The 18,496-nt window shown below is 46.8% G+C and carries 20 protein-coding genes; 8 read left to right on the plus strand and 12 right to left on the minus strand.

Going from position 1 to position 18,496, the window contains the following annotated elements; genetic code table 11:
- Positions 1-298: 298 nt before the first annotated feature.
- From UNH61_RS07960 to UNH61_RS07970, 3 genes are read left to right on the plus strand one after another with little or no spacing between them, the layout of a single operon-like run.
- Positions 299-2,689 (plus strand): glycoside hydrolase family 2 TIM barrel-domain containing protein, encoded by a 2,391-nt coding sequence (locus UNH61_RS07960; protein ID WP_326991544.1) that lies wholly within the window; start codon positions 299-301, stop codon positions 2,687-2,689.
- A gap of 19 nt (positions 2,690-2,708) precedes the next feature.
- On the plus strand, positions 2,709-4,733 hold the full coding sequence (locus tag UNH61_RS07965; RefSeq protein WP_326991545.1) for a discoidin domain-containing protein: 2,025 nt from the start codon (positions 2,709-2,711) through the stop codon (positions 4,731-4,733).
- A 34-nt stretch (positions 4,734-4,767) separates the two neighbouring features.
- The gene (locus UNH61_RS07970) at positions 4,768-6,915 is read left to right on the plus strand and encodes a hypothetical protein (protein ID WP_326991547.1); all 2,148 of its coding nucleotides are present in this window, start codon (positions 4,768-4,770) and stop codon (positions 6,913-6,915) included.
- A gap of 67 nt (positions 6,916-6,982) precedes the next feature.
- On the opposite strand, the gene UNH61_RS07975 is transcribed toward UNH61_RS07970, so the two are convergent.
- Genes UNH61_RS07975 through UNH61_RS07985 form a run of 3 tightly spaced genes read right to left on the minus strand, consistent with a single transcriptional unit; the run spans position 6,983 to position 8,241 of the window.
- Entirely contained in the window at positions 6,983-7,459 is a 477-nt protein-coding gene (locus tag UNH61_RS07975; RefSeq protein ID WP_326991548.1) for an SRPBCC domain-containing protein, read from the minus strand.
- An 11-nt stretch (positions 7,460-7,470) separates the two neighbouring features.
- Positions 7,471-7,896, minus strand: coding sequence for a VOC family protein (locus UNH61_RS07980; protein ID WP_326991549.1), 426 nt, complete (start codon positions 7,894-7,896; stop codon positions 7,471-7,473).
- A 6-nt stretch (positions 7,897-7,902) separates the two neighbouring features.
- A complete protein-coding gene (locus UNH61_RS07985; RefSeq protein WP_326991550.1) occupies positions 7,903-8,241 on the minus strand; it encodes a metalloregulator ArsR/SmtB family transcription factor in 339 nt (112 codons plus the stop codon).
- A 208-nt stretch (positions 8,242-8,449) separates the two neighbouring features.
- Here UNH61_RS07985 and UNH61_RS07990 point away from each other — a divergent pair, with 208 nt between their 5' ends.
- Both UNH61_RS07990 and UNH61_RS07995 read left to right on the plus strand, forming a co-directional pair.
- Positions 8,450-8,749 (plus strand): hypothetical protein, encoded by a 300-nt coding sequence (locus UNH61_RS07990; protein ID WP_326991551.1) that lies wholly within the window; start codon positions 8,450-8,452, stop codon positions 8,747-8,749.
- Between the two features lie 23 nt (positions 8,750-8,772).
- Positions 8,773-9,903: a glutathionylspermidine synthase family protein gene (locus tag UNH61_RS07995; RefSeq protein ID WP_326991552.1), complete on the plus strand. Its 1,131-nt coding sequence runs from the start codon at positions 8,773-8,775 to the stop codon at positions 9,901-9,903.
- Here UNH61_RS07995 and UNH61_RS08000 read toward each other — a convergent pair.
- Positions 9,893-11,092, minus strand: a complete 1,200-nt coding sequence (locus tag UNH61_RS08000; protein WP_326991553.1) for a glycosyltransferase — start codon at positions 11,090-11,092, stop codon at positions 9,893-9,895. The two genes, UNH61_RS07995 and UNH61_RS08000, sit on opposite strands and share 11 nt — an antisense overlap.
- 127 nt (positions 11,093-11,219) lie before the next feature.
- Between UNH61_RS08000 and UNH61_RS08005 the strand changes: the two genes are divergently transcribed.
- Positions 11,220-11,975, plus strand: coding sequence for a glycosyltransferase family 2 protein (locus UNH61_RS08005; protein ID WP_326991554.1), 756 nt, complete (start codon positions 11,220-11,222; stop codon positions 11,973-11,975).
- Here UNH61_RS08005 and UNH61_RS08010 read toward each other — a convergent pair whose 3' ends face one another.
- From UNH61_RS08010 to UNH61_RS08040, 7 genes are all read right to left on the minus strand, one after another.
- Positions 11,976-12,779 carry an AraC family transcriptional regulator gene (locus UNH61_RS08010; RefSeq protein WP_326991555.1) on the minus strand — a complete coding sequence of 268 codons (804 nt, stop codon included), beginning with the start codon at positions 12,777-12,779 and terminating at the stop codon, positions 11,976-11,978.
- A 20-nt stretch (positions 12,780-12,799) separates the two neighbouring features.
- Positions 12,800-13,201, minus strand: coding sequence for a heme-binding protein (locus UNH61_RS08015; RefSeq protein ID WP_326991556.1), 402 nt, complete (start codon positions 13,199-13,201; stop codon positions 12,800-12,802).
- A gap of 70 nt (positions 13,202-13,271) precedes the next feature.
- Positions 13,272-14,060, minus strand: a complete 789-nt coding sequence (locus UNH61_RS08020; protein WP_326991557.1) for an SDR family oxidoreductase — start codon at positions 14,058-14,060, stop codon at positions 13,272-13,274.
- Between the two features lie 233 nt (positions 14,061-14,293).
- Entirely contained in the window at positions 14,294-14,743 is a 450-nt protein-coding gene (locus UNH61_RS08025) for a DUF1569 domain-containing protein (protein ID WP_326991558.1), read from the minus strand.
- 25 nt (positions 14,744-14,768) lie between these two features.
- A complete protein-coding gene (locus UNH61_RS08030) occupies positions 14,769-15,161 on the minus strand; it encodes a VOC family protein (protein ID WP_326991559.1) in 393 nt (130 codons plus the stop codon).
- A gap of 66 nt (positions 15,162-15,227) precedes the next feature.
- Complete coding sequence (locus tag UNH61_RS08035) at positions 15,228-15,677, minus strand: AraC family transcriptional regulator (RefSeq protein ID WP_326991560.1); 450 nt, start codon at positions 15,675-15,677, stop codon at positions 15,228-15,230.
- Between the two features lie 191 nt (positions 15,678-15,868).
- Positions 15,869-16,471, minus strand: coding sequence for a Crp/Fnr family transcriptional regulator (locus UNH61_RS08040; RefSeq protein WP_326991561.1), 603 nt, complete (start codon positions 16,469-16,471; stop codon positions 15,869-15,871).
- A 183-nt stretch (positions 16,472-16,654) separates the two neighbouring features.
- Here UNH61_RS08040 and UNH61_RS08045 point away from each other — a divergent pair, with 183 nt between their 5' ends.
- Together UNH61_RS08045 and UNH61_RS08050 are read left to right on the plus strand one after the other, a co-directional pair.
- Entirely contained in the window at positions 16,655-17,551 is an 897-nt protein-coding gene (locus UNH61_RS08045; protein ID WP_326991562.1) for an SDR family oxidoreductase, read from the plus strand.
- A 53-nt stretch (positions 17,552-17,604) separates the two neighbouring features.
- Positions 17,605-17,889 carry a hypothetical protein gene (locus tag UNH61_RS08050; RefSeq protein WP_326991563.1) on the plus strand — a complete coding sequence of 95 codons (285 nt, stop codon included), beginning with the start codon at positions 17,605-17,607 and terminating at the stop codon, positions 17,887-17,889.
- Between the two features lie 17 nt (positions 17,890-17,906).
- Here UNH61_RS08050 and UNH61_RS08055 read toward each other — a convergent pair whose 3' ends face one another.
- Positions 17,907-18,476 (minus strand): GNAT family protein, encoded by a 570-nt coding sequence (locus UNH61_RS08055; protein WP_326991564.1) that lies wholly within the window; start codon positions 18,474-18,476, stop codon positions 17,907-17,909.
- Between the last annotated feature and the right edge of the window lie 20 nt (positions 18,477-18,496).

Genomic DNA, 18,496 nt, shown 5'->3' on the forward strand with positions numbered 1-18,496 from the left:
AGGTTGGTGGTTACAGTATAATTACGTGTGTGGCATGGGGGGACCCCTATGGATGGGGGAGGAATTTTTGCATGAGAAGTTGGGGGGAATTAGCGCTTCGCGGTTTGTACATTGATTGGTAAAATTCCTACTTCAGGCGCTCAAAATTTCCTCCCTTCCCTCCCAAATTTTCCCTATCTTGTCTTACATGGCCCCCGCTTGAATCACGTGAAACCCGCCTTCGGCCATCATCAAAAAACAATTCCACGCTACAGCACTTCCCTCCTCCACAGGTCCGGAAGCTTAAAACCATCATCTTATGAATCAATCTGTCACCAAACCTGATTCACAAGGCGCCTACTCCCGGCGAAAATTCATCCGGCATTGCTCCACAGCCGCTATCGCCCTCGCCGGTACCCCGCTGCTCAACAGCCCGATCTTCAAAAACAAACCCGGCCGGATCATCTCACTGAACCAAAACTGGCTCTTCGGTGGAAAATTCAACCCCGCCATGCTGAACGCAAACGACTCCGCTTTCTCGCCGGTTACGTTACCACATTGCGTTGTAAACCTCCCCTGGAGGGAATGGAATGCTGCCGACTGGCAGGATCTCTGGATCTATCGCAAACATTTTATACTCCCCGCCAACATGGCCGGGATGCGTGTCTTCCTTCATTTCGATGGCGTCATGGTGGGCGCTACCCCCATCATCAACGGGCATAGCCTGCCCCCACATCTTGGAGGCTATCTGCCATTCAGCTATGAGGTCACAGATTGGATAAGCACCGAAAATACGCTAAACGTCATCGTAGATGCACGCTGGAGCAATGTGCCCCCTCAGGGCGCTCCCGTAGGCGCAAAGCGTATCGATTACCTGGAACCGGGAGGTATTCACCGCTCTGTAAAACTAGCCGCTGTGCCAAAGACCTTTATCAGCGATGTTTTCGCAAAGCCGGTCAGGGTGCTCGACCCCGGCCGATTTATAGAAGTAGCCTGCACGGTTGATACGGCGGCTTTACCGCAGGGCCCCGTACAATTAAAGGCGGAGATGAAAACAGCACAACACATCGTTGCGTCAGCCAGTAAATCACTGCTGCTGAAAGAACCCGGTAAAACTACCACTACACTGGTGCTTTCAGATCTGAAAGAAGCGACCCTGTGGGATATCGATAACCCTTTTCTTTACGATATAACGGTTACGCTGCTGGTAAACGGACAAGCACCACATGAATACCAGACCAGGATCGGACTGCGGGAAGCCCGGTTTACGAACGACGGCTTCTGCCTGAATGGCCGCCGGCTCCAGCTTTTTGGACTCAATCGCCATGAAATCTTTCCGTATGCCGGCTTCGCACTGCCCGACAGGGTCATGCGCCATGATGCGGAAATGTTGAAGGAAGAATTCAATTGCAACATCGTACGTTGTTCTCACTACCCGCAAACCGAGGCTTTCCTGGATGCCTGTGATGAGCTGGGACTGCTGGTATGGGAAGAAATCCCCGGCTGGAATTATATCGGAAATGAGGCCTGGAAGGAATTAATGGTCCGCGATGTAACAGATATGATTACGAGAGACCGGAATCATCCTTCCATCATTGTCTGGGGCACTCGCGTCAACGAATCTCCCAACGAGGTAGAGCTTTATAAGCGAACGAGGGCCCTTGCCCGGAACCTCGACGATTCGCGGCCCAGCTCCGGATCTATGACTTCCCATTCCACAAAAGATTGGGCGGAAGATGTATTTGCTTTCGATGATTATCATGCTGAGCCGGATGGCAGCGTGGGTATTCTTGACCCGCTGGAAGGTGTTCCTTATATGCTTGCGGAGGCAGTCGGACAATTTAATTATGTCGAAAGAAAGGGATTCAATAGCACGTACCGCCGGGATGCGGCCCCGGCGATACAGCAGCTGCAGGCATTGTACCACGCGCAGGCGCACAATAGGGCTGCAGGTAATCCGCGTAATTGCGGCGTCATCGGCTGGTGCGCGTTTGAGTATGCCAGTCTTGTTAATTCGTACAAGGGAATCAAAAACCCTGGCGTGGCCGATGTTTTCCGCATTCCCAAAATAGGTGCTTCCTTTTATCAGTCACAGGTAGATCCGGGCTTGAAGCCGGTGATCCATCCCAACTTCTATTGGGATTTCGGGCCGCAGTCGCCAACCGGCCCCGGAAAGCATGCCGCTATTTTTTCCAACTGCGAGCGACTCGAGATATTTGTCGGCCGCCATCATGTTGATACGCTGCGTCCCGACCATATCAATTATCCTAATCTGAAATACCCGCCTTTCGTTACGGATCTTGAAATAGATGACAGCGGGCATCCGGAATTGCGGATCGAAGGCTTTATCGGCGCTAAGCTGCTATTGTCACGGAGTTTTAGTGCAGATCCCGAACAGGACCAATTACTGCTGGCCGCAGACGATAAAGAACTGCTCGCTGATGGGGCCGATGCTACCAGGGTCATGTTTTTCGTGGCAGATAAATACGGCGCTCACCGGCCCTTCGCCGGAGGAAAGGTCGATTTTACAATCGAGGGTCCGGGAGAGATGATCGGAACTAATTCCTTTAATCTGGAAGAAAACGGTGGGGCAGGGGCTGTCTGGGTAAAAACACAACCCGGCCAATCCGGGCGTATCACGCTAAAAGCATCTCATGCTCGTTTCGGAGCCAGCACTGTTGAGATAATGGTCCGGAAAAACAATTCATAAAACTATTTGCAATACTTCAATGCGCACATTTAATAGCTATAGTCATTACAGTTGGAGCCTCTTATTTTTTCTCTGTCTTATATCGCTTATTTCGTATGGTCAGCACCGTGAGACAGGAAAAATGGTTTGGCCGGAGAACAACGCCCTGCCATATTTCGCCCAACCGGATACCGTAATTGACCTGCTGGATATGGGTGAACTATCCTTATCCCCGCTGGAGAAATTAGCCGTCACGGCGCTGCAGGGATTAGTTAACAGCATTAAACCACGTATTTATCTGATGGATAAAAAACGGGAAGAAGGGAAAGACTGGTGGTCGGCGACGTTGAATTTACAAACAAGAAAAATAGCGTCGCCATTGAAATTAATAGATAAGTATAAAGATGAAGTATCAGGGGTTATCCTGTTTAGCAGTAAACAAAACGTACATTTTATTAACCTGGCCACTACCATTGGAGGTATTAAAAACGCCCTGCCAATAACAGACTCTTTAAATGATGTGCTTAAGAGCAATGGGATTGTACTTCCGGTACTGGCGGATTTGAGAAACCTGCAACTGAATACGCCGTTAGAAGTATACAGATATCTTTACGACCACTACTGGCAGCAATGCAATAAGAGATTATATGTGAGCCTGGCGCCGGGCTTTTCCAACTACATCCGCGATATCGCCGTTGCTACTAAATCGGCCGTCATATGGCTGGATCCCCGCAAGAAGGAAGACTCCCTGCTGGCAAACCGTTTCCTGAACGACATGCCCCAGGGGCGCAGCTGCATACTGGGATGGTGGCCGGAGGAACGCTCCGGTGTTGGCCTCGGCACTAAACACGGTATTCCTACCATTGCGGCCGACTTTTTCGAGAACGCTACTGTTTTCGCCGGTCAGTCACATACCATACATCTTCCGGCAGTTCCTAAAATGCCGGTGCTAAAGAATAAGATCTATCTGGCTATCTATATGAGCGATGGCGATAATATCCAGTATTGCCAGCACTCACTCGTGAAACTATGGCAGGATAAGAAAAGAGGAACTATCCCGATTAACTGGACGATAAGCCCCGCACTGTATGACATAGCGCCACAAATGCTGAACTACTATTACCAGACTGCTACTGCCAATGACTGCTTCGCGTCGGGCCCGTCAGGACTCGGATATGCCCTGATCTACGACGCTTTGGGAAAAAAGCTTAACATGCCCGACAACACATTGCTGGATACTTATACCCGTTTTTCCGCTAAGTACCTGGAACAATGCGGCCTGAGAATTATTACCATCTGGGATGAAGTCAGTCCCGCGCAAATGAAGATCTATGCCGATAATTGCCCATACCTGTATGGCAATACGAGGGAAGACTGGGGCAGGGGAGCAGCATTAAAGCCCTGCATCATCGACGAACGCATGCCATTCGTCCCCAACCGGCCCGGTTATGCAGGTAATATCGAACAGATCTTTCATTCCTGGAGCGACACTATAAAGAAATTCGATGGAAAACAACCGCTGTTTTTATCCGCCCAGGGCGTTTCCTGGAAAATGACCCCGGAAAATATCCAGGCACTGGAGGAGCAATTGCAGGCGTTGTCTCCCGGAAATATTACCGTTTGCCGGGGAGATCATTTCTTCAATCTCTACCTGCAGGCAAACCACGGCAATTTTAATCTCTGCATGCTGCCCGATATGCTCATCACATCAGATAGCCCCGCTGCAGATATCAGCAGTATCGCCGATGGAAGCCGCTCTACCACCAGTCGATGGACGGGCGAACAATGGATCAGATTCGATTTCCGGAAAAACTATCTCATCAGCAGGCTTGCCTTGCTTTATCCCCGGGAGCCGAACGGTAAGATGATTGATGGAAGATCATTACAGGTAGAAGTAAGCCAGGATAACCGCAAATGGACTACTGCAACCATCCGTGTGAATCCTGCCACGTTAAGTATCAACATCAGCATACCAGCAGTAAAGGCAAGGTATGTTCGTATACGGGTAAATAAAGGAATGAAAGAAACGTTGGGAGATATAGAAATCTATGGCAAAGAATTATAACAGGCCTTTGTAAATGATTAAAAACGTTATGTAAATGAAAAAAGATGCACAAAAAAAGTGGCTGACGGCATTGATGATGTTTTTACTGGTATTGCAAACAGGGATGTCGATGGCGGCTGATATTGAGCTGAGCGACAAAAAACTCAGGATCATTTTCAACAGGGAAACCGGCGCCATCGTGCGGCTGGAGAACCTGGAAACGGGATGGGTGATCGACCGGAGAGCCGCGCTGGGCATTTCTTTCAGGATGCACGCCCCGCTGCCGGACCGGCGTTATAATTTCATTGATGGCCGTCAACAGCGCGCCGTGGTGAGAAAAGTTTCAGAACAGGAAATCCGTTTTGAATGGAAGAATTTAAAAAGTGAACATGGGGGCACACTGCCCATCACGTTCAACGCCACCGTTACTTTAACGGATGGAAAATTAACCTTCGCAGGTAAGTTGATTAATAATACGGATCTGACAATAGAAACAGTTGAATACCCATACCTCGCCGATTTAAATCCACCTGCTAAGAATACTTTTCTAAATGCCCGCACCATGTGGTATGGTAACCTGGATTCGGAAGAAATTTATCCCAACTTCGATAACAGAAAAGGCTATTGGGGCGTCTTCAATCCCGTTAAAACCAAAGAGTCTCACCACAGTTTATATTGCCTGTTGCAATCTGCCGGGCAGGGGCTTTATGTAGGTATACAGGATCCTACGCTGCGTTACCTGGTGGAATATACATTTGAACAACATCCGGCGAATATCAATTCCGTGAATGCGCTCGTACCGCAAACAGACAGTATTTCAGGCATCACCGTGAATACAGACTTCCGCCTGTGTCATTTTTTATTTGCGGCACCTGGTTCAACAACGGAGCTGATCCCCATTATGTTTACGGGTTATAAGGGAGACTGGCAGGCTGGTGTGGACGTTTATAAAGTCTGGCGGAAAACATGGTTCCACCCGCCACATCTGCCAGACTGGATACAGGACGTACACTCCTGGATGCAGTTACAGATCAATTCTCCGGAAGACGACCGGAGAGTATCATTTAAAGATTTGTATCAATACGGAAAAGAATGTGCAGATAATGGTGTGGCCGCTATTCAGTTGGTAGGCTGGAATAAATTAGGGCAGGATGGGAACGATCCGCTGCAGGACTTTGACCCACACTTGGGTACATTCGATGATCTGCATGCGGTAATCCGGAAAATTGAAAGCCTGGGCGTTAAGATCATCCTGTTTGGAAAAATAAACTGGGCCGATAAAACAACGCAGGCCTACAAGGACGAATTGTATAAATACGAAGCCAAAGATCCTTACGGAATAGCCTATGAAGCCGGCGGCTACAGCTATTTTACGCCTACTCAGCTGGCAGGTATCAATAATCACCGTCGTTCGATCATGGATTTCAATAGTCCCGGATATCAGCAGCTGGCGGCAAGGGAGTTTCAAAAAATACTGGATCTGGAACCTTCCGGTTGGTTGTTCGATGAAAATTGCCACCACGGTCCTGTCTTGTATAACTTTGCTCCCGATCATGGGTATACGGCGCCGAAGTTTATATACGGTGGGGATATGCCCATGGGAGCAGTGTTGAATGATATGGCGCATAAAAAGAATGCTGATTTTCTTTTCGCCGGTGAAGGGCACCAGGACTGGCTGATGCAGTATTATCCCTGTTCTTATTTCAGGATGAACCTGGCTTCAACGCCTATCTGCAGATATATTGATCCCCATGCGCCGCTGGTAGTTGCCGTTACAGGGGTCGACGACCGGGAAAAACTCAACCTGATTTTACTGGATCGTTATATCATTAGTTATGAGCCCTATTTCTTTAAAGGGCATGTCAATGATTTTCCGTTAACATTAGCATATGGTAAGAAGATAGATGCGCTCAGACGCCGCTATAAACAATGGCTCTGGGACGCTGACTTTAAAGATGTAACAGGTGCTCAGGTGAGCGCCAACGGATTTCACCGCTACACTGTTTTCCAGACAGCCGAAGGGAAGAAAGCAGTGGTGATTGCCAATATGGAAAAAGAAAAAAGCATCCGGGCAAAAGTGACATTAGCCGGGCACGAGGCCGTTGGTTTTAACCTGGCAACGCCGGAAAACCCGGATGCAGTGGATAATACAGGCATAGTGGATATACCTGCCCGTTCGGTAGCGGTGTTGATGGAAAAGTAATCGTTGTTCCATGAGCAAAGGTGTATCAGGTACCGGTTGCCTGGTACACCAGCTGCCATAGCCCCGTTCACTTGAAAATAGCCTCCATCTTTTCCACGCTCTGCTCCAGCCCAATCTGCGCAAACTGGCTCATAGAGCCAAATTCGGCGTATTCTGTAACCGTCATGGTGGTTTTGCCATCTCCGGTTTCGTTGAAGGTTACCACTGTTCTGATATCTAACGGGAAATCCGCAGGCATGCCCAGTTTCACGGGATCAGTTTTATTCCCGTCCTTATCCGCCAGGTTCTGAATAAACTCAATTGTTTGCTGTGGAATAATTTTTTGATATTCCCAGATAGAATAAAATTCCTGTCCACCCATTTCCTGGGGAGCCTTCATGCTAACAAGAGATCTGCCTCCTTCCCTGAAGTCGATGATGGCCACCGGCGATATGAAATGTTTCGGACCCCACCAGCGCTTAACCAGTTCCGGATCTGTCCATATTTTCCAGACCAGGTGAACGGGTGCATTAAATGTTCTGGTAACTTCAATTTGTTTTGCCATAATCACGCTGATTAAGCATTTTCCAATTCCGCAATATCGAATTTCTTCATCTTCAGGAAAGCCTGCACTACCCGCTGCGCTCTTTGCGGGTCAGACATTAACTCATTCAGCCTCGTCGGAACTACCTGCCACGAAAATCCGAATTTGTCTTTACACCAGCCGCATTGGCCTTCCGAACCGCCATCGGCCGTCAGCTTATGCCAGTAATGATCAATTTCATCCTGATTTTCGCAGGGAATAACAAATGAACAGGCTTCGTTAAACTGGAACTGATCTCCACCATTTAACCCCATGAAGTATCGCCCGTTCAGTTCAAAATTTACCACCATTCCTGAGTCGTTGATGATCCTGGAATTCGGAAAAATGGTACAGTAAAATTCTGCTGCAGCGCTGGCCTGATGGTTAAACCAAAGGCAGGGGTACATTGACTTTGCCATGTTATTTTATTTTTTGGGTTTATGTTTTCCTTTTTGCATTTCATCCAGCAATCCTTCAATTTCGTCGAACCTGCTTTCCCACATTTTGCGGTATGGATCCAGCCAGTCGGCTACTTCTTTCAGCTTTACCGGGTTGAGGTGATAATAGATCTCCCGGCCCGATTGAGATTGATTCAGCAACTCACATTCAATTAAAATCTGAATGTGTTTTGAAATGGTTTGTCGCGATGAATCGAAACTCTCCGCTATGGCCCCGGGTGTCATTGCCTGCACGGCTACCAGACTCAGTATGATCCTGCGGGTAGGGTCGGCCAGGGCTTGAAAGACATCTCTACGAATCTTCATTTATGCAGTTATTTAGTTGCAAATGTAACGCAGCTATTTGACTGCACAAAATTTATTTATGGTATACTAGAATATTTTAATAGATTATTTCCTGGGTATTAGTTCCAGGCCAATACAAAACTTTCGCGGAACTTATGCACCTTTGCGCAGTGATCGCAGTGATGTTGGGATTATTATTCGTATAATATCTCCGGAAATAATGTAATAAATGAAGAAATCCAAATTAATAGCCCTGACTTCTGTACTCGGACTCGCCATTACAGCATGCAGGAATACCCCACGTACCTATAATGATGAATGGATATCGGGCAATGAGCAGAAAGACACTATCGTCAACAATAATCATTACAGATATTATGGCGGCTATTGGTATCCCGTTTATTATAACAGGATAAACCCTGGCAGATACAATGGCGCCTCATTCCAGGAAATAAGCACCTCTTCTTTCCGGCCTTCTGTAAGATCAGCAGGTTTTGGATCATCTGCCCACTCCTCCGCGGGCGAATAAGTACACTTATCAATTGCAGGTAAATGAAAAGGATAAATATTACCCAGAGAAATAATTGGGAAGATAAGATCAAACAGCAAGGCTTTGTTTATTACAAAGACTACTATAACGAAGATGCTGCCTATGAGTTTACAGCAGCTCAGGTCGATGATATAGAAACTGCTACCAACGAAATATTTGATATGTGTCTGAAGGTAGTGGAGCATGTGATTGACAACAATCTCTGGAAAGAGTTTTTTATTCCGGAGCAATATGCGGAGCTGATCAAATGGTCGTGGAACGAAGACATGATGTCGTTCTACGGCAGGATGGACCTCGCCTATGACGGCCGGAACATCAAACTTCTGGAGTTTAATGCCGATACCCCTACCGGCCTGCTGGAAGCCAGTGTGATTCAATGGTACTGGCTGGAAGATTATAACAAATCGCTGGATCAGTTTAATTCGATCCATGAGAAATTGTTAGCGCATATGCAGGTCTGCAAGCCTTATTTTCTGGGCGATAAAATGTTTTTCTCCAGCGTTTCCAATAGTGAGGAAGATTATATCACCGTAAAGTATTTGCAGGATATTGCCGACCAGGCAGGTATTAAAAACGACTTCCTGTATATAGAAGATATCAGCATTAACGACGCCGGCCACTTTTGCACAAAAGACGGACAGCCGATAGAGAATATTTTTAAGCTGTATCCCTACGAGTGGATGTTTCATGAAGAGTTCGGCACTTATTTAACCAGCACTAAAGAGAATTGTTACTGGGTAGAACCCGCTTATAAAGCATTACTGAGTAATAAGATGTTATTGAAGTGGCTGTATAAATTATTCCCCGACTCTCCTTACATATTGCCCTGCGAATATGGCAAACCCCTTATTGGCGATTATGTGCGTAAGCCAGTGTTCAGCCGGGAAGGCGCTAATATACAGGTGGTGAAGAACGGGATAATATTGGAAGAAACAACCGGTGATTATGGAGAAGAAGGATATTTATATCAGCAGTACTTTGATATCCCGCGATTTAATGGATTCACTCCTGTGATCGGCAGCTGGCTGATAGGTGGTGTGGCAGCTGGCATGGGCATTCGCGAGTCGCAACGATTGATCACTGATAACATGAGTAAGTTTGCACCACACTATTTTGCAAAAATCAGGGATTAGCGTGAACATCTGAGTGATGCACATCTAATGCAGCGTCTAATTTTTTATAGATAACAGGAGCAGAGAAATTTTTCAGAAACGATGCTTTACTGAGAGTACATTGTTGTTGATAAAAATCGGGTTCGCTCAGCAATTTTTTTATGAAGCCGGCAAATTCCACCGGGTTCTCGGTTACAAGGCATCCGTTGTCGCTTTTATCAGGTAAGCCATCCTGTCCGTGACTATTGCATACAATAGGCAACCCGTAAGACATGGCCTCCAGCACTTTTACCTTCACACCTGTGCCGGACAGCATAGGGCAGAGGGCCACCTTTGATTTGTAATAATATTCCCCCAGATCTTCTGCAAATGGAATGAGCGTCACATTCTTCAGTCCCTGCGGTATATGTGAAGCTATTTTACCAATAACACAGAATTTGTAATCGGCTGGCAGCAATGGATATACTTTTTCAAAGAACCATTTAGACGCAGTCAGATTGTGCGGATTATGGGAGCCTACGTATATCAGGTCGAATTCCTTCGCCACTCCCGTATTTGGGGTGGCCGGCGGTTCCGCCATCGTAGCAATATACCTTACGTCGTTATTCATAAACTGATGGAAGAAGTATTGTTCTTCCGGCGAACAGGTCCATACCTGGTCGAACAGCGACAACCGCCGTATCTCATCTTCCAGCGAATTGGCCAGGTTAAATTGACGGTCGTGCTGATGTTGCGACGTCAGCAGATCATGTGTATCCGCAATGGTCACTGCCTTCCCGATTTTGGGATTGTCTTTTATCAGGTACGCCCATGAAGCATAGCTGACAATAATATAATCGTAAGAGTGCGCGTCCAGTATTTCGTTGAATCGCTCGCGCACATGCAGCGTAATAAGATCAGGGATAGCACCTTTTACTGCTCCCATTTTCTTTCTGAAAAGAAGATGCCTTAATTTATAACCGATGAAATACGCAATGGGATTCTTTTTGGTCGGCTTGCGCGGAATAAACCAGGCGTTTTCTACCAGCCCGCTTTGCTCAAATGCAGCTATCCCTTCTGGTGTGGTTTTCGTCCAGATATCCTGCAGCGAGAAGAAATCAACCTTCATTCCACGCTCCCTGAAATAGTGCAGCAGCGTAATGGCCCGTGTCTGGCTTCCACTGAACTTTTCAATAGGATTCAGCGGAAAGGTGTAAAGGATGCGTTTCATGCAGGTCGTCTGTTGATAAAGCGGCAAAACTATAGAAAATAGCGCAGAAAAAGTTACTTTACCTATCTTTGGCAGCTGCCTGCCCTATGGCAGCAAAGGAATTGATATCAGAAATAACAGTGGAGAAATGACCAGTTCATTAGCAACAACGGATATTGTCATCAGTATAATCATAGCTACCTACAATGCAGGCAGTGAAATAAAAGATTGTTTGCAATCGATCAACGACCAGGTATTCCGGAAAATGGAGATCGTGGTAGTAGATGGAGGCAGTAAGGATGATACGGTTGCCAGCCTCCAATCTTATAATGGTCGCCTCCCGCTTACCTGGATCAGTGAGCCGGATCAGGGCATCTATGATGCGCTGAATAAAGGCGCCCGCTTAGCCAGGGGCAAATGGATTTACTTCCTCGGTGCTGACGACCGGCTGCTGCCCGGATTCAGTGAACTGGCAGCCACTTTAAAAGAAGAACATACGGTGTATTACGGAATCAGTAAAGCCTGGTACCGGAACGGGGAAACAGGCCCCGGGCTGTATACCGGCAGGTTCTCCGCCTACCGGATGGCGAAAAACTGTCTTAATCACCAGGCCATACTATATCCCGCCGCCGTTTTTTCTAAATATTCCTACGAACTTCAATACCGCATCTCTGCTGATTATGCCCTCAATATCCGCGTATGGGGTGATAAAAATTTTCCCAAACAATATCTTCCGGTAACAATTGTTAACTATAACATGGAAGGATATTCCTCAGATAAAAAAGATGAATTATTCCGGCAGAACCGGTCGCAGCTCGTACGGGATTACATGGGCTATTATGTCTATTGCCTGTTCCTTTTCAGGCAGTTCAGGAAAAAAATGAAGGGCCAGCCTGACCTTTGATCATACTTCCGACGTCGTAAGCCCGAATTTTTGTTTAAACGAGAAGTAAAAATGTGACAGGTTTTCAAACCCAAGATCCAGGTAGATATCTGCTGGTTTCTGTTGCTTGTACCTGATCAGGTAATAAGCTTCATCGAGTCGTTTTTCCCTCAGCCATTGCCTGGGGGTAGTACCGAATATTTTAGCAAAATCCCGCTTAAATCCCGAAAGACTACGTCCCGTAAGCTTCGCAAATGCCTCTACGGAAACATTGAACATATAGTGCTGCTGCATGAATTCTTCCAGGTTTATTTTATATGGTTCGGAAAAATCAAATAACAGGTGTTTGAAATCAGGATTGCTTTGCAGCAGCAACTCTATGGCCTCTCTGATCTTCAGATCCGCGAGTTTGGGCGTAGCCGTTTTTTTCTTGTTGGCGTATGGCAAAAGTGAAATAAAATAACTCCGGAGAAATTCGTCGGGCTCAAAAAACAATTTCTGTTTGCCTTCATACCGTGCCTGCGCCTGGATTTTATTCTCAAGGGCATATTGCTGCAATGTTTCCTGGTCGAGGGTAATAGAAAGGAACTGGTACTTTCCTTCTTTCGACGGATATTTGATAGTGCGTACCAGCTGATTCTTCCTAACCACCACAACAGTATTTTCCGGCACTATGGTATTGCCCCGGGCATGGAACGTATGAGTTTCTCCTGATAATTGAAATCCCAGAAAATGCTCCGGTATAAATTCTTCATCCCCTCTGTGTTTCTCAAAGGCACAGGAGTATACGAACTTATCAAATATTATTTCACTCTTTTCTTCCATTGTATAAATATCCTGAATTTTTAGGAAAGCGCATCGGCGCCGGCTGTTGCAATTGCTTTATCCTGTTCCTGTGTGCCTCCCGACGAAGCAATAGCCCCTATTATGCGCCCTTCCCTGTTTCTGATAACAACGCCGCCTGCTATGGTTAGCAGTCCTTCATTGGAACTAATCATCCCGTATCCATGCATACCGGCGCCTGCCACGATACTGCCCATTACATCACTGTCGACCCCAAACATCACCGCTGTTCTCGCTTTTTTTATGGCAAAGTCAACGACCCCATAAACGCTGTCGAGCCGCGCGAGGGAAACCAGATGCCCGCCTGCATCCACCACTACGATGCTGACGGGTATATTTAGCTGCTTTGCTTTTTCTATGGCGGCATTCAGCGCACCTGATGCTTCACTGTATGTTATGTTCATTGCGTTATTTTTTTTTGTAGGGAGATAGGAATGCACAGGTTACCACCTGTGCATTCGCTCATGGATGACATCAGCTTTTTGCTGCCCAGGCTTCTGCCTGTAGTTGTTTTACGAATGTTTCTGTTTCTTTGGGATGTACATTTCTGAAATTGGCCGTATCATCCAATGCTACGTTCACAATCACTTCGGCCATTGACTGAGGATCCAGTTGGTGGGCAAGTGATTCGGCTGCCCCGTCGAATGCAGCAGCAGGAGTGAAGTTAGTGGCCGGATCATACCAGCGGAAAATCGAATCAACGCCGCGATCATTGAATCCCGTGCCGAATACACCAGGATTACAGGTGGCGATTTTTATATTGAACGGAGCCAGCTCTGTTTTCAATCCTTCCGCAATCGCCTCCAGCGCATGTTTGGACGCGCAATAGGCAGCCACATAAGGCACGGTCCATAAGCCGCCCATAGAAGACGTAAATATGATTTTTCCCTGCTTCTTTGCTGCAAATTTTCTGATGAATCCCTGTGCCAGTTCCAATGCGCCGAATACATTTACATCAAACATCGAGCGGATCAGCTCCAGCGGCTGCTCGGCAATCGGACCGCCTTCCATAATACCGGCATTACTGATCAATACATCGATGTCGTATTTTTTGTGCGCGTAGGCAATGTCACGATGATTGGTGACGTCGAGCTTATCAACGGTGAGTTGGATATGCTTTTCCTCCGCTTCTCTTTTTAAGTCGCTCATCTGAGGATAAACCTGTGTGGTGGCAATCACATGATGTCCTTTCCTGGCTAGTTCAAATGCAGCGATTTTTCCAAAACCGCTGGCAGCCCCGGTAATTAAAATTGTTTTGCTCATTTGTTCGTGTTTTTATTTGAATACAAATTTGAACAAATGAGTGATAAACGATGTTGCTGGCAGGTTCAAAGTTATATTGGTGGAAAGTTCACCGGCTTGGTAGAGAAGCAGGAGCGTTTTAAATTCAGCAACCACTGCTGCACAGGAAGGAGCAAGTGTACTACTGAACAAATTGAAGAATCAGTACGGACATCGCCCGTGAGGTCTGGAACATACTTTATCCGGTCCGGAGGCTAGCAACCGAATTGCCGGAGGTGATGATCGGCATGTTTGTAAGAAAGCAATACGATCTGCCCGGGCGACATTTCCCCAAAGAATGGATGCATGATGCCAGTGGTGTTTGGACTATCGTGTTCTGCAATCAGCGCTATCCATCGTTCTTTCGTTTGCTCAAAATCGCTGTTTACTTCGGTGGTAATCTTTAACTCGGGGCTCGTTGGTGTATTTTTCCGCAATGGAGCATCGCTTTTAGTCAGATCGCGAAGCGCCACTCTGCCGAAAATCCGGCCTATGAACGAGCGTTTAACGGGCATTCTTCCCAATGCCATTTCTTCCCATAAAACACAATGCTGCAGCATTTGACGGACATTCATCTTACCCCATTGCGCCACGTTGTGTTCACTGAGCTGGTGGATGCGGCGGGTGAGCTCTTCCCGGGCAGTTGTATCAAGTACTGTTTTCATAAAAGAAGATTTAAGTAAGTAGTCTTTATTGTTGCCTGGGCTGAAGTGAAAACCAATTGCCTGAATCATCTTTAAATAGTGCTTCAGTACCGTAGAACTCTTTTGTTGGCGCTTTAATAAATTCAACACCTTTTGTTTTCAGTTCTTCATAAGTCGCATAAATATCATTGCACTCAAATACGCCACAGCCAAATACGCCGTTTTTCACGAAGCCGGTAATGGTATCGGCCACTTCCTGGGGCAGCATTTTGCCGGCACCTACCGGAAACAGTACAATCTCAAGATCAGGTTGATCCGGCGGACTAACCGTTAGCCAGCGATTGTCGTTGCCCATTGGAAGGTCGAGTTTTAATTTAAACCCCAGTTTGTTGGTATAAAAATCAAGGGCGCTGTCCTGGTTGAGCACAAAGATGCTCATGTGACTCATTTTTGTAATCATATATATCTGTTAAGTAAGTTTATAACAAAGTTCCGGTATCGTTGGTTAAACTGTTTCTCCAAAATTGCTATTTTCAGTGAGGTTATATTGATAGATAAAACAGCCGGGAACAAAATTTAACGGCGCCCGGGAAATCTGTTTTTTTATTTGTTGTTGGGCTTCCTGGAAAGTGGAAGGAGAAACGCCTGTTGTACGTTTGAACAATGCACTGAATGACCCCACGCTTTCGAACCCTACTGCATAGCAGGCCTCAGACACGGTGCTGCCATACTTCAATAATTCCATCGCTTTCTCCAGTCGTACCCATATCAGGTACTGATGTGGCGTTTTGCCGTAAATCTTTTTAAATAACCGGATAAAATGAAACTTGGAAAAATAAGCTTCGTCTGAAATGTTGTTAAGGTCGATATCATCAGCAAAATGATGATCGATGAAAAGTTTTGCCTGCACAACCCTTCTATACAGATAAACTTTGGGATATGAATGAGACGCCATTTTATGATCGTTGCCAGTGAACGGGCTGCTGTAAAGTTAGTGAACAGGCGGGTAAAGCACAGGGGCAAACGCGACTTTTAAATGGGCAAACGCGACTTGTTGAAAGGGCGGCCTGTTTGAAAAACACAGCAGGTTCTCGACAGTATAAAATACCTTGCAGGTAAAAGGCAGGAAGAGGGATAAAATTCCAGTTACGAAATTAAATCATTGTTTTTAACCTGCTGAAGCTGTGCATGTCTTATCCGGCTCAGTGTTTCCCTGGATACACCAAGAAAGGAAGCCACCATATGCAAGGGCACCCGCTGGAAAATATCCGGGCAGGATTCAACAAACGCCTGATATTTTTCTTCAGAAGTGTAGCTGATATTCATCAGTATGCGTTCCATGTTGGCTTCGTTGCTGTTATTGATAAGCGTTTCTGAAAAGGATTTCAATGAGGGAATGGTCGCTAATAATTCTTCGAAATCAGCTCGCTGCCATTGTATGATGTCAGTATCTTCGAGTGCATCGATATTGTATTTGGAAGGGAGTTGTTTATGGTAGCTGGGGGGATCTACTACCCAGGAATTTTCCGGCGAAAATTTCATAATATATTCTGTGCCGTCGTCTTTCCTCATATAAGACTTCAGCAGGCCTTTACAAATAAAGGTTTTATGCCGGCAAACATCTCCTTCCTGCAAGATAAACTGCCTTTTACGTATTTTCTTCGTTACTGACAGTGCACGTATCATTTTCAGCTCGCTGCTGGTAAAATCTCCCTTGTCCGTAATATATGCTTCAAAAACGCTGAACATAGTAAACCTGAATGCTATTGAAAAATAGCAAAATTAGGTCAAATGACCTCAAAAAAATGTGTCAAATCTCCTTGTTTCCGGGGCGCCTTCCGGCTGAAATTTGTGTTGTTCTTTTAATAAGTACCTGGCGGTTGTGCCTGCAGGCTTGTTTTACAGACGTATTGTTTAACCAAAGATTCAGATATGCGTATTTTTCTTACAGGCGCCACGGGCTTTATAGGCTCCGCCATCGTTAAAGAGTTAATCGGCGCAGGCCACCAGGTATTGGGCCTTGCGCGCACAGAGGAGGCCGAAAGGTCGCTCATTGCTGCTGGAGCGCAGGTGCATCGCGGCAACCTTGAAAATCTGGAGAGCCTGCGCAGCGGTGCTGCTATGTCCGACGGCGTCATCCACACCGGCTTTATCCATGATTTTTCGAAATATAAGGAGAACTGCGAAATCGACCGTCGTGCCATCGAAACATTGGGCGAGGGACTGGCTGGCACCGGGCGCCCCCTCGTTGTTACATCTGGTACTGCTGTAGGGCAAACCGGCGAATTAATTACAGAAGATCAGCAGCCGGTTTCCGGGAGCGATGAGATGCCCCGCGCGGCTTCGGAAGAGGCGGCTGCGGCAGTAGCTGCCCGTGGTGTGAGGGTGGCCGTAGTACGGTTGCCCCTGTCGGTGCACGGAGAGGGTGATCATGGCTTCGTACCGATATTGATTGGGCTTGCGCGGGAAAAGGGGATGGCGGCCTATATGGGCGACGGCCTCAACCGCTGGCCAGCTGTACATCGCCTGGATGCTGCCCGCGCCTTCCGCCTGGTGGTGGAGAACAATGCGGCCGCCGGCAATTTCCATGTAGTGGGCGAAGAAGGCATCGCATTCAAAGACATCACCAATATCATCGGTCGGCGTTTGAATGTACCAGTAGCCAATATTACTGCTTCAGCAGCAGCCGGTTATTTCGGATGGTTCACACATTTCGCAGCTATCAATAATCCCACAGGTAGCCGGCATACACGGGAGCTGTTGGGATGGGAACCTGTACAACCCGGGCTCTTGTCTGATATCGACAGTGCACATTATTTCAATCAATAACCGCAGCAATGCACAGGCAATAGCCTCCTTACAGCCTAAGGAGGCGGCTGCCTGTGCAATACCTGGAAAAAACTATCTTATTTATCAGAGATACGCTGGCCGCCCAACCAGCGAAATATAAAATAAAGGATACGGAGTATGCTTATCTGAAATCTGATGTAGCAGACTTCCCGCTCAGCAGCCCGGAGTTTACATTTTACAGCTATTCAGATGAATGGGTAATTGTTTTCGCCGAAGGAAAATTTAAAATCTGTGATCCGTATGGCATTGCGGTCACTTATCGTGTAACCGAACCCGTGAGTGTAGAAAACATGCAGGATAGTGAGCCCTTCGGCTAACTACAACTGATAAAAGTTTAATCAGCTGTTCGCAGGAAAACATATTCTATACCATCAGTTTCATCGATTTCTTCACCGATTTTATGGAACCCGAACCTGGCTATCAATTGAAGGGAAGGCGTGTTCTCCGGTGACACCGAAGCAACGAAATGGTGAATCCCATGTGCCCTTTGCGCCCAGGTCATCACCGCTTCCAATGTTTCAGTGGCGTAGTGCTGTCGCTGCCAGGCCGGGAATACCTCATACCCGAATTCAACTGCGTCCCTGACATAACGCTGCAGATATTCAGGATTCGGACTGCTGTGAAACCGTATCAGGCCTATCATTTGCCTGGTTTCTGGCAGAATGATGGCTCTTGCTGACCAGGGTGCATACAGTGGGTCGTTTGCCAGTTGCCGGAGACTGTAAATCAAACTACCGGGATGTTCCATCAACTCCGCCGGAATGGCCGCACCCAGTTCCCTGGTAGCCACATCCAGCTTGCCGTTGAGGCAGGCTTCCATAATATCTTTGTTTATCAGGCGCAGTATCAGGCGCGGGGTAATAATATCTTCAGGGAGTGTTGTCATGGTTAAATGCCGGATCATCGTACTCGTTTTCTTTCATC

The sequence above is a fragment of the Chitinophaga sp. 180180018-3 genome (assembly GCF_037893185.1).
In the GTDB taxonomy this organism is placed as follows: domain Bacteria; phylum Bacteroidota; class Bacteroidia; order Chitinophagales; family Chitinophagaceae; genus Chitinophaga.